This is a genomic window from Collinsella sp. AF28-5AC, assembly GCF_003457875.1.
Lineage (GTDB): Bacteria > Actinomycetota > Coriobacteriia > Coriobacteriales > Coriobacteriaceae > Collinsella.
This window is the reverse complement of record NZ_QRTA01000018.1, coordinates 1-12,355: the sequence shown is the minus strand read 5'-3', so window position 1 is coordinate 12,355 and position 12,355 is coordinate 1. Positions and strand designations below refer to the sequence as shown.

Genomic DNA, 12,355 nt, shown 5'->3' with positions numbered 1-12,355 from the left:
CAAGACGGAAAGCACATTAAGTGCTTTCCTTTGCGTGCGGAACTCGCGACAAACTTAACCCGCGCCCGCCGGCCCCGGAGACCCTCCCTGCCGTCACTTAGTTCGAGCTGTTGTTGTTGCTCACCGCTTCGCGGCTCGAGGTCCCCGTTCTCCTCGGCGGGAGTGTCTTAGGTTCTTGTTGAAGCTCTGCCTTTCGCTGAAAGAAAAACGGGAGATGCATTGTGCGTCCCCCGTTTTTGTTGCGGTTAGTCCAAGTCAATAAACTTGGTGCTCAGGATCTTGCCGTCCTTTACGAGCATTCTGGCCATGGTGGGGCCTCGGGTGCCTCTTGGATAGCTGGCGCTGCCTGGGTTGAGTACCAAGCAGCGGCCTACTTGGGCTTCTTTGGTTACGTGGGTGTGACCGTTGATGGCTACGTCTACGGATCCCACGGGCAGGTCTTCACGGTAGTGGGCTACGGCGAATTTGAGGCCTTCGTAGGTGAAGAGGGCCAGACGGTCTACATCCGGGCCGTAGTCGCGGTAGTAGTCGTTGTTTCCTAGGACCGCTCGCACGGGGGCGATGGTGCATAGATGCTCGTAATCCATCTCTGAGGTGAGGTCTCCGGCGTGGATGATCAGATCTGCGCCCTTGAGCTCGTCCAGAAGCGCGGGCGAAAGATAGCCGTGGGTGTCCGAGATGATGTCGATACGCTTGGCGCTTGCACTGTTCATGGGATCCCTTCCGCAAAAAACGATTCGGCAGATACATACAAAAAAGGCCCCACGGCTCCGCAGACGATGGGTCTACAGGGCTGCGGGGCCAGTGCGCTAGAGACTCAAGGCCTTCTTGAGCGGCACGACGCGGCGGCGCGAAACCGGCACGCGTTCGTCGACGCCCGTAATGCCCAGCTGGATGGCGCCCGAGGGCACCGTCTCGACGTCCGTAACGCACGCCAAGTTGACGATATAGCGGCGGTGAACACGGAAGAAGCCAAAGTCGCAGAGCTTGGCCTCAAACTGCGCCAGCGAGGTCGTCGACAAAAAGCGATCATCGACGGTATAGATGCAGGAGTAATCGTCCTTGGCCATGATAAAGCGGATGTCGTCCACGGGAATGAGCACCTTGCGGCCGCCCTTTTCCACCGGGATACGCTCGATGGTCACTTTGCTGTCCGTAACCGGCTTGGCGCGTTGCATGACCTTCTCGATCGCGCGATCCAAGCGAGCTTCCTCGACAGGCTTCATCAGATAATCGACGGCATCGACGTCGAATGCCTCGACCGCATGGTCGCTATACGCAGTCACAAACACGATCGCCGGCGGATTTTTGAGCTTATGCAGCGCCTCGGCAAGTTGCAGGCCCGAGGCACCGGGCATCGAGATATCGAGAAACACGACATCCACGCGACTTTCCATAAGCATCTCGATGGCGGAGCGGACGCTCGACGCCTCCGTGATCGTGCCGATCTTGCCCGTTTGCTCGAGCAGGAAGCGAAGCTCCGAGCGAGCCGGCGCCTCATCATCCACAATCATCGCACGCAGCATAGGGATAAAACCTTTCGTCAACTAACTACGCCGGGCATCCGTCGCATGACGTTGAGCCCGTAGCCTTTTATTTTACTCTTGAATGTCAAAGATGCTCTCTGACAAATCAAGATGAAGAAGCACTTTGGTGCCCTTGCCCGGCGCCGATTCGACACGCGTATAGGAGTGCGGCCCATAAAAGCGATGGATGCGCTCCGAAATATTGTGCATGGCCACACCGGCGCCGCCACCCTGGGGAGAGCTGGCGTCGGGACGGGCAGAGCGCTCGTCAAACAGTCTGGCGGCGGTACCCTCATCCATGCCCACGCCATTATCGGCCACGGCAATCAAGATTGCATCCTCGCCGTCTTGGTGAACGGTCACGTCGATCCTCAGGGCGTCGTCATCGCCCATACCATGACGTACGGCGTTCTCGACAATCGGCTGGATCACGAACGCCGGCACCAGCGTATCTTCCACGTCCTCGGACACATCGAACGTCGCAAGCACGCGGTCCTCGCCAAAGCGGGCCTTCTCAAAGGTAAGGTAGCGCTTGGTCTGTGCGACCTCGCGCGAGACCGGAATAAGCGATCCCGAGTTGTCGAGCGTGGCACGATAGAACGATGAGAACTCACGAAGCAGTTCGCGGGCCCGCAGCGGGTCGGTGCGCGTAAACGATGCAATGGTGTTCAGCGTGTTGAACAGGAAGTGCGGGTTAATCTGCGCCTGCAGCGCACGCACCTCGGCGCGCGCCGTGAGCTCCTTTTGCACCTCGAGCTCGTGGATGGCGAGCTGTGTGGACAAGATCTCGGCAAAGCCCGAGGCAAGCGCGTACTGGGTACGGTCGACGGCGCGCGGGGTCTTGTAGTAGAACTTGAGCGTACCGACGGTACGATCGCCCACCTTGATGGGGGCGATAATGCCGGCGGGGACTTGGTTGTGCGAGCCGTCCGAGCCCACGACATCCACCATACGGTTGAACGACTGCACGATGCCATGTTCGATAACGTAGCGTGTGGCAAGCGTGTGGATGGGAGTATCGGGCAGCAGTTTTTCCTCAAACTCGCCCGCGCAGGCAAGCACGTTGCCCTCGTCGGTGATGGCCACCGTCATGGCGCGCGTCTCGGGCAAAATGCGCCGGCACACCAAACGCGCCGACTCCTGCGTCAGACCGCCCTTAATGTCCTCGAGCATGGCCGAGGCCACCGAGAGCGTCTCCTCGGTGTACTGGGAGCGCACCGAATCGGGATTGAGCGTCAAAAAGATAAAGATGCACAGAAAGATGCACAGCAGCGCGCAGGCAATCACCGTGGCGATCGGCTCGATACCGGTCACCAAGGCAAAAATAAAGTACACCAGCACGCAAATGGCGCAGGCAACGGCAATGATGCGAAAGATTGATATTGAACTATCGCGCTGGGCGCGGCGGTCGATCATTCGGCCCCCTCCAGGATACTGATCAGTTGTGCGTCACGCCAAAGCCCGTCCATGATCTTGGGCCAAAAGCTCTGGAAACGCAGATAGCTTGCAGCGTTTTGGCGCGCATAGGCCTTTGCCTCGTCGATACCATGGCGCCAGATGCGCAGGTAGCCCTCATGCTCGCGGGTAAACACGCTGCGGACCATAGCGGTCTTGCGCACGCGGTCGTCGAGCTCGCGCGAAATCCACGGGCCCGGGTAGGGCATGAGCGATGCCGCCGTAACGGGGATGAGCTCCTTTTGATGCGCGGCGAACGTCAACTTGGCCCGTTCGTAGTACCAACGGTATACATCCTGCATAAAGCGCGGTGAGCGCTTTTCGGACTCCGGAGGCAGATGGCGCACGGTCCACTCGTTATCAAACCACACGTCGTAGCCAAACATACGCATGTTAAAGAGGTAATCCAAGTCCTCGCCGCGGGTGATAAACGGGTCAAAGGCCACACGCGTAAAGGCGCGGGCGTGCAGGGCCATCAGGCCGCCGCACACGTAGTTGGAGCGCGAGATGCGGGTGCCCGAGAGCGCCTTTTTCATCCAACGGTTGAACTCGATGCGCTTGGTCCACCAACGATGGCAGATGCCCGCCTTGTCCGTGGGAGCCAGCGGCGAGCCGTCGCGATCGTAGAAATAGCCGCTCTTGACCAAGATCGGCAAGCCCTGACGCGTCTGCTGCCCCAACGCATAGGTCGCGCGCTTCATAAAGTCGGCGTCGATGACAGCCTCATCGTCATCCAAAAAGATAACCGCGTCATGCCCCAGCACAGCGGCACAGGCTAGCCCCATGTTGCGGATGGCACCGTAGCCTCGCAGGCTCACGCACTCGCCCGAACCCTTGGGCGCGATCTGAGCAACCCGGTCTGCGATGCGCGAGGCCTGGGTGTTGGTGACAACGGTGACCTTGAGCGTGGGATGCGCGTCGACAATCTCGTGCACGCGCAGCGACACATCGGCTGTGGCAGAAACAGGACAGACCACCAAAAGGATGATGCGCGGGATGTCGCACACTTGCTCAAGCGAGGCCAGGCAGCGGTCGAGTTCGGGATTGTCGGCGTTGAGTCGCGTCGAATGGTCATAGGTGCCAGGGGCGTTTGCGCAAGCGTCATCGCCCGCCCAATACGTTGGAATCACGACCGTGGCGTTCATGCCTTACCCTCCCTGCAACACAAAAACGGGACGCCGCCAAACACAGGCGACGCCCCGCGACCTAGCTGATTCCATCATACCCACTTGGACAAATCATTGCTCGCAAGTCGCAATGTTTATTGCGGATAACCCCAAAAGAGTACCGTGGACAGGCACAATAGCCGCTCGCTCCTATGCGGCATGCCCTGCCGCCCGAGTCATGCGGGACAAGCGGACCAGCAGCATAAAGCCCACCACCAGCAGCACGCCGATAGACAGGACGCCCAGCGAGGGGTTGCCGGTCAGCGAGGTGACGACCGACACCAGGAAGGTGCCCATAACGCTTGCATAACGACCAAAGATGTCAAAGAAGCCGTAGTACTCGTTGGACTTTTCCTTGGGGATAATGCGGCCAAAGTAGCTACGGCTGAGCGCCTGCACACCGCCCTGGAACAGGCCGACCATAATGGCAAGCACCCAGAATTCAAAGGCGGTCTTTAGGAAGAACGCGGCGAACAGCACAATCCCCATGTAGGCGGCGACCGCCACCAGGATCATGTTGAGCGTGCCCACGCGTCCGGCGAGCTTGCCGTAAATGATGGCAGACGGAAAAGCAACAAACTGCGTGACGAGCAGCGCCAGGACCAGCTGCGTCGAATCGATGCCCAAGGCCGATCCGTAACTGGTGGCCATAGAAATGACCGTGTGCACACCGTCGATATAGAAGAAGAACGCGATCATGTAGACCAGCACGGTCTTGTTGTGGGCGATCTCGCGCATGGTGTGTCCGACCTCGGAGAACACACCGCCCACGATGTGGCCGATGGTGTCCTCGGGACCACGCTCGCGACCGTACTTTTGCTTATAGGTGCGAATGAGCGGCAGGGTAAAGATGAGCCACCAGGCACCAGTGATGATAAACGACAGACGCGTTGCCAGCATGGTGGGGACACCAAGAGCGGGACCACCCATGATAAGCGCCAGGCAGATGATGAACGGCACGGTGGAACCGATGTAGCCCCAGGCATAGCCCGAGCTGGACACGACGTCCATGCGCTCGTCGGTGGTAATGTCGGGCAGCATGGCGTCGTAGAACGTCATAGAAGAGTTGAGGCCGATGGTGCACAGCACGTACACAGTCAAAAATGCCATGGCGGACATTGGGATAGCCTGCGCCAGGCAAAGAACCAGGCCCGTGAGGAAAAAGCCCAAGAAGAACTTGATTTTGTTGCCAGCGTAGTCGGCAAGTGCGCCCAGAATGGGCATGAGCATGGCGATGACCAGCGAGGCGATCGTCTGTGCATTGCCCCAGGCGACCACCAGGTCGGCCGAAGAAGCGCCGGTATTGATGGCGTTAAAGTAAATGGGCACCACCGAGGTATTGAGCAGCACGAGGGCCGAATTGCCCACATCATACATAACCCAGTTACGCTCGAGCTTGGTGTATTTCATGGACAGGGACCCTTCGTATTCGCCCGATATGCAGTTAGTTCATCGTACCCCAATTGTCCAGAACCGCCGGTAAGGATTCGGCAAAGGGGCACGCACGGGCCCTATTCCTCGCGGTCGAACTCCTCATCGGCATTGAGCACGCGACCGCTGTAGTTGACGTGACTGGTCACGGCATCCATGTCACCGGTCTCGATAAAACGTGCGACCGTGCACTCGTAATCGCCCAGCGCGCGATCAAAGACCTCGGGGAAACTCTCGTTCGAGACCTCGTCGGTAAAGGGATTCTTCCATGTCAGATGGCCCAGGTTACCGGTGCGCTCGGGCAACTCCGTCGTCACGCGATGAGCAAGGCCGTCGAGCAGCGAGTAATCGTGCACCAAGCCCTCAACCAGCGAGATCGCGCGCGTCTTTGCGGAGCCGGCCGGCTCAATCGCGCGGTAAAGTCGCTGCATATTGGCAACGGCAGCACCGTACTCCCCCGCCGGAATGTCAATGCCGTACACGCGTCCGGCAACATAGCTCATCAGCACGCCGGCCACGCGATTGATGCGATCAGTGGTGACGATCTCGCCCGCCGGCGGGTAATCGTCAACCGTAGCGCCATCGCGTTTAAGCTGCAGCATCAGCACATCCAGGTCGCTCTCGATCACGGCATGGACCTGACTGCTCGAATCCTCAAGCTCTGAATCGGACTCGACAATGCCAAACTGCTGCTCATAGACAAAGGGATGAGCGTTGCGGTCGAGCACGTAATGAGACAGCAGGCCCAGCGCAAAGGCACGACCCAAGCTGGCGTCGCGCGGCAGCAGATGCGACACGCCGTCGCGCAGGCACGCAAACTGACGAGACATGCGCGACCGATGCATGACCTGCGCCAGCAGCGTGCAGTCGGAAACACGCGGTGTCAGAATGTGAAAGAAAAACGGGTCGGGGCCTTGGTTGCCCAAGATAAAGGCAATGCGCTCTTCATCGGACGTGATGACGCCCTGTGGAAGACGGTCGATGCTTTCCTCGCCAAACAGATGATGGGTGATAAGCGCGGGCATAATGATCCTTTCGATTTCATTCGATGCCACCCATTATGCCCACCGCGCGCCCATGCCAAACCTGCGATGGTAAACGACGGCACGCAGACCGTCTACGCAAGCCCCAAGTGTGCTTTAACCTCGGCAGCGCGACGGCGGGACACGGGCACCGTCGAGGTTACGCGATCGAGTCTGAGCTCCATAAGACCCGTGGAACCGATCTCGACATTGTGCACGTCTTCCAAATTGACCAGATAGCTGCGATGAACGCGAATAAAGCCCTCGGAGACCAAGCGACGCTCGAGCGAAGAGATCGACTCATTGATCAGGTACGTTCCCTCGGCGCAGATGGCGTTGCAAAAATCGGCGCGCGCCTCAAAGTAGCAGACGTCTGCGGCGGGAATGAACACCTTTTTGCCCCCGCGGTCCACCGTCAGACGCAAAGGCTGGCGCGGAGCGTGGATAACACGACGGGCACCCAAGGCTGCCTCGATCTTGTCGAGTGCCTTTGACAGGCGTGCGTCCTCGACCGGCTTGACGACATAGTCGACCGCATCGAGGTTATACGCATCGGCGGCAAACTCGGCAAACGCCGTCACAAACACAACCACCGGCGGCGTCTTTAGGTTCTGCAGCGTCTCGGCAAGCTCAATTCCCGAGCGGCCGGGCATCGTGATGTCCAAAAACAACACGTTGGGCTTGTTCGAGAGAATCGACTCCACGGCCTCGGTGACATTGCCCGCCTCGGCAATCTGGCCCACACGCGTATCCTTTTCCAACAGATAGCGTAGCTCAGCCCTAATGGGAGGTTCGTCATCAACCACCAAGATGTTCCAGCCTTCGGACATATGTGCTTCCCCTCTTTTTCTCTCAATCCAACCGCGTGCTACGCCGTCAACGGCGCCGGCTCATGCGGCTCGCCGTTCAGCTCGACGATGACCTGCGTTCCCACGCCCTCCTGGGACTTCACGCGCATGCCGGAATCTTCTCCGTAAAAGAAATGGATGCGCTGAAGCACGTTGAAGAGCGCCAGGCCGCAACCTCGCTTGACGGAGCCGTCGGCGGTAATGCTCTCGGGCTCCTCCAGGCGATGTTGCTCAAACAGATGCGCGCAGACTTCTTCGCTCATACCGATGCCGTCGTCCTCGACGATGATCTCCAAACCGTCATCGGTCTCGAAAGCCCTAACATGAATAGAAAGCGGCTCGGTCTCGCGCTGCGCGTGCTTGATGCAGTTTTCGAGCAACGGCTGCAAGATAAACGGCGGCACCATGCAATCGCGCACCTCAAAGTCGATATCGACCGAGACGCGCAGACGGCCGTCGCCATAACGAGCCTGCATAAGATTGATATAGCGAGTGCCCTGTTCCACCTCGTGCTCGAGCGTTGTGAGGGTATCGGAATCAGAAAGCGTCTGACGGTAGTAGTTGGAGAAGTCGATCAGCAGCGATCGCGCCTTGTCGGGCTCGGTTCGAACGAGCGACACGATGGTGCTGATGGTGTTAAACAGAAAATGAGGATCGACCTGCGATTGCAAGGCGCGCAGCTCCACGCGGGCCGTAAGCTCGTCCTGGCGCTCGAGCTCAAAGCTCGCAAGCTGCGTGGAAATGAGGTCGGCAAAGCCCGAGGCAAGCGCCGTCTGGCGCATATCGATGCTGCTCAGACGGGGATAATACAGCTCGAGCGTGCCCACGCAATGCCCGCGCACGGTAAGCGGTGCGACAATACCGGCGCGCAGGCGCGGAAAGTAGCCACCTGTCTCGGTCGAGGCATCGCGCGAGAACACGCTTTGCTCACCGCTGTTGATCACGTTGAGCGTAGTCCGCAGCACCACCGGGGTGCCCGCGGGGCATTTTGCCGAGTCCTCGCCCCAGCTTGCCAACACCTGCTTGCCGTCGGTAAAGCAGATGGCAGAGGCGATAGTTTCGGACAGGATGATCTTAGAGGCGCCCAGGGCAGCTTCGGGCGTAAGGCCGCGCGACGTGTAGGCGAATATTTTTGAAGCGATGGCGAGCGTGCGGTCGGTTGCGCTCGATGTGAGGTCGTCGGGAACGACAAAGACGTACGAGAAGAAGAAGCACAGCATGACCAAGCCGGCAATGACGACAACGGCCGGAACGGGATTGGGATTATCGGTTAGATCCCAGATGAGCAGCAGGATAAGCAGCGGAACGACAATACCGAGCAAGATGGCTTGAACCACATGCTGAGCGGTACGAAAGACCTTGGTAGAGTTGTAGCTCTTGCCCAGAATCAGCCTATTGAGATCCACCGTCATCTCCTTCTTACCGACGCACCCCATAGCAATAAAGAGGGCCGCAAGCGACCCTCTCCATTGCATTATGCAATCAAATACTGTGTTTTACATCAAGCCATCGATGAACGGTAGCTTAGGCGCTGTACTTGTTTGCCTCGCCGAAGGTGCCGCCCTCGACAATCCAGCCGTCCTTCATGATGACGTCCATGTTGTCGGTGTTGAGCACGTGGATGTCGGCGGCGACGTCACCGTTGACGACCAGCAGGTCGGCGCACTTGCCAGCCTCGATGGAACCGGTCTCGTCCTCGATGTGGCACATCTTGGCACCGTTGAGGGTGGCGCAGGTGATGGTCTCGACCGGAGTGAAGCCGATCTTGTCGACGAACTCGTACATCTCCTCGATGGAGCAAGTGCCGTACGGGGTGACGAAGGAGAAGGAGTCGGAGCCGATCGTCATGACGACGCCGCGCTTCTTGGCCTCGCGCAGGCAGTCGTAGTTGCGCTGCAGCTCCTTCTCGACCAGAGTGCCCTCGTACTTGTCGTGCAGCTCGGGAACGTAGACGGGCGGATAGGTGGCGTACCAGGTGGGCAGGAAGGCGATCGTCGGAGTGAAGAAGGTGCCCTGCTCGGCCATGAGGTCCATGGTGCGCTCATCGATATCGAAGCCGTGAATCAGCTGCTCGCAGCCAAAGCGAACGGAATCGTAGGCAGCGGCGTGGTTGTTGTAGCAGTGGCTCCACACGGGGATGCCGACCATCTTTGCCTCTTCGACCACGGCCTGAATCTCCTCGGAGCAGTAGTGCTGGTCGCGGCCGGAGTCCCAGCGCCAGATGCCGCCACCGGTAGCCCAGATCTTGATGGCATCGGGGTTCTCGCGCAGGCGACGGCGGACGGCCTTGCGCAGATCCCAAGGACCGTCGACCTGATCGCCCCAGGGGTGCGATTCCTTGTTGAGCTCCTGGCTGCAGTGGTGGGAGTCGCCGTGGCCGGCAACGCGGCAGAAGCCAAGGCCGGTGGCCAGAACGCGCGGGCCCTTGAAGACGCCCTTGTCGATGCAGTCACGGATCTGGATACCAAAGCGGCCGATCTCGCAGACGGTGGTGAGGCCGTGGGTGAGGCAGTCGTAGGCCTGCTTGACGGCGACGGCCTGCTTCTCGAGGAGCGGCTGCATGACCCAGTCGGTGTCATCGTCGGTCAAGTTGCCCGAGAAGTGCAGGTGGGTGTCGATCAGGCCGGGAAGGACGGCCTTGCCGGCGGCGTCGATGACCTCAACGCCCTCGGGAAGGTCCTGCATGGCGCCGGCGTACTCGATCTTGCCGTTGTCGTCGACGAGAACGAGGGAGTTCTCGACCGGCTCGGCACCGGTACCGTCGATGAGCTTGCCGCCAACGATTGCATACTTAGTGGACATGGTTCCTCCTTATGGATCCATATAGTGGGCGAGGCCGCGTTGGGTTAAGGCCTCACAAAGCTACCCAAGTGGTGCCGGGTTCGGTGCGCGGAAGAGAGGGTCCCGCACACCTGATCCGCCCCGGCTCGGCGTTACTTTTTGCGGGAATTGGTGAAGGCCATGAGAGCCAGGCCGACGGCCAGCCAGCCGATCACGATGCTCCACTCCACCATGTTGAGGGAGGCGGGAGAGAACGGAATCACGAGCAGGCCGATGATGATGGCGCAGGCAGCGATAGCGAGGCCGATGCCAAACTTGCCGCCGGGCACCTCGTAGGGACGAGGCAGGTCGGGCTCGGTGAAGCGCATGCGCAGGCAAGCGAGGGCGACCATGCCGCAGGAGAAGATGAAGGCGAGAGCCGACACGTTGGTCAGAGGGATGAGCATGTTCTTGCCCAGGAACGGACCGACGACGGTGATGGCGCCCAGAACGACGCAGGCGAGCTTGGGAGCGCCGGACTTGGGGTCGACCTCGGCGAACTGCTCGGGCAGCTGGCCCTTGCGGCCCATGGCGAGCATGATGCGGCTCGTGGCGCCGTAGAAGGAGTTCATCGGACCCATGGGTCCAAGCGTAGCGATGACGAGCATGGCCAGGTACAGGAGCATGTTGATGCCCTTGAGGCAGGCAAGCGCGGGAACCGGGCTCTTAACAAACTCGTGCCAGTCAAGGATAGTGCCGAACGAGTAAATGCAGACCATGTAGAAGCCGCCGGCGGCCAGCAGGGCCAGGGAGATGATCTTGCCGAACTTGTTCCAGTTAAGGCCCTCGGCTGCTTCCTCAGCCTGCTGAGGAATGGTGTCGAAGCCGGCGTAGAAGAACGGGGTCAGAACCAGGACCGACACGATGCCGGCAAACAGGCTGGTGCTCTCGGTAGCGGCCTTGCCGCCGCCAGCGCCGGTGACCTGGGAGAACACGGGCATGGCGTTGTCCGGCGAGCCGGTGAACAGCGAGACGCCCATGGCGAGCAGCATGCCGCAGAGCAGAGCCTTGGTCAGGAAGGCCTGGAGCTTGGCAGCCGAGCTGGCACCGCGGAAGTTAAGGAAGATGACGTAGACTGCAAAGCCGAGCGCGATCAGCGTCGGGAACAGGTAAACGTCGGCCCCCAGGATGGTGTAGAGCTTGATGGCGCGCAGCCACTCAAGGCCGGGCAGGCTGCCGAACATCTCGGACACGAGGGTCGAAATGGCGATGGCCTCCCACGGGCACAGGATGCCGTTGCCCAGGGCCAAAAGCCATCCGGTGATGTAGCTCAGCGTACGGCCAAAGCTACGATCGACATACTCGACGATGCCGCCTGAGATGGGGATAGCAGCCGTGAGCTCACCGAAAACAGCTCCGACGGGCACGAGGAAGATTGCACCCAAGAGGAATGCGATCATAGCGGGAACGGGACCGCCGCCCACGACCATCCAGTCGCCGACCTGCAGAACCCAACCGGTACCGATGATGGCACCAAAGCCGATGGTGAAGAAGTTCCAGAGCGAGAGCGTTTTCTTCATGCCGCCGTTATCCTCGACTGCAACTTCTGCGTTCTTGTCCGCCATTGTTCCCCTCCTTTCCTGTTTGACGCCCTTGGCGTCACCCCTTGCGCGGTCCGTTTTGCCGCGCGCTTTTATTCCATGGCTTTAAGATACGGCCTTGGCGCAGCAGCGCCGCTCGCAGCTCGACCGAAGGCAGAACTGCAAAACGAGCGGCACCGTTTTTGGGACGAACGGCGGGAGACGTCATTCGTCTTGGGCGCTTTCATCTTGTCTGCTTTTGAATACCTGTTACCGTGACGCTTGGCGCTCGGCGCGGCAACGTTCATACCATTTGTCAGGCTTTTGGCGCACATGCCCATGTGTCGTGCATCTTTTTATGTAGGATAGACAAGTTACACATGAGGCAAGGTGATTCGAATGGCATACGGATACAATGACGGCGACCAACGGCCACAAAGCGTGCGCCTTGCCGGCCGCACCACGCCAACGCCCAGAAGCACCTCCGACAACGACAACCCGCAGCGCCCCCAAGATGAACTGCCTCCCATTTCTTGGACACAAGAAATGGGAGGCTTTTTTATGGCT

The 12,355-nt window shown here is 59.7% G+C and carries 10 protein-coding genes; all 10 read right to left on the bottom strand.

The window, feature by feature from the left end; all coding sequences use genetic code 11:
- Positions 1-245: 245 nt before the first annotated feature.
- On the bottom strand, positions 246-713 hold the full coding sequence (locus DWZ01_RS09430) for a YfcE family phosphodiesterase (RefSeq protein ID WP_117848799.1): 468 nt from the start codon (positions 711-713) through the stop codon (positions 246-248).
- A gap of 96 nt (positions 714-809) precedes the next feature.
- Entirely contained in the window at positions 810-1,526 is a 717-nt protein-coding gene (locus DWZ01_RS09425) for a LytTR family DNA-binding domain-containing protein (RefSeq protein ID WP_006235156.1), read from the bottom strand.
- 72 nt (positions 1,527-1,598) lie between these two features.
- Positions 1,599-2,942: a histidine kinase gene (locus DWZ01_RS09420; protein ID WP_117584171.1), complete on the bottom strand. Its 1,344-nt coding sequence runs from the start codon at positions 2,940-2,942 to the stop codon at positions 1,599-1,601.
- Positions 2,939-4,126: a glycosyltransferase gene (locus DWZ01_RS09415; protein WP_117584172.1), complete on the bottom strand. Its 1,188-nt coding sequence runs from the start codon at positions 4,124-4,126 to the stop codon at positions 2,939-2,941. Before DWZ01_RS09415 ends, DWZ01_RS09420 begins: the two co-directional genes overlap by 4 nt.
- Positions 4,127-4,297: 171 nt before the next feature.
- On the bottom strand, positions 4,298-5,557 hold the full coding sequence (locus tag DWZ01_RS09410; RefSeq protein ID WP_117584173.1) for an MFS transporter: 1,260 nt from the start codon (positions 5,555-5,557) through the stop codon (positions 4,298-4,300).
- 101 nt (positions 5,558-5,658) lie between these two features.
- Positions 5,659-6,603 (bottom strand): zinc dependent phospholipase C family protein, encoded by a 945-nt coding sequence (locus tag DWZ01_RS09405; RefSeq protein WP_117848797.1) that lies wholly within the window; start codon positions 6,601-6,603, stop codon positions 5,659-5,661.
- 92 nt (positions 6,604-6,695) lie between these two features.
- Positions 6,696-7,430, bottom strand: coding sequence for a LytTR family DNA-binding domain-containing protein (locus DWZ01_RS09400; protein WP_006235161.1), 735 nt, complete (start codon positions 7,428-7,430; stop codon positions 6,696-6,698).
- A gap of 38 nt (positions 7,431-7,468) precedes the next feature.
- Positions 7,469-8,860 (bottom strand): sensor histidine kinase, encoded by a 1,392-nt coding sequence (locus tag DWZ01_RS09395; protein WP_117786915.1) that lies wholly within the window; start codon positions 8,858-8,860, stop codon positions 7,469-7,471.
- A 112-nt stretch (positions 8,861-8,972) separates the two neighbouring features.
- Positions 8,973-10,250, bottom strand: a complete 1,278-nt coding sequence (locus DWZ01_RS09390) for an amidohydrolase family protein (protein WP_117848795.1) — start codon at positions 10,248-10,250, stop codon at positions 8,973-8,975.
- A gap of 131 nt (positions 10,251-10,381) precedes the next feature.
- Entirely contained in the window at positions 10,382-11,833 is a 1,452-nt protein-coding gene (locus DWZ01_RS09385; protein WP_117848793.1) for an APC family permease, read from the bottom strand.
- Positions 11,834-12,355: the final 522 nt, after the last annotated feature.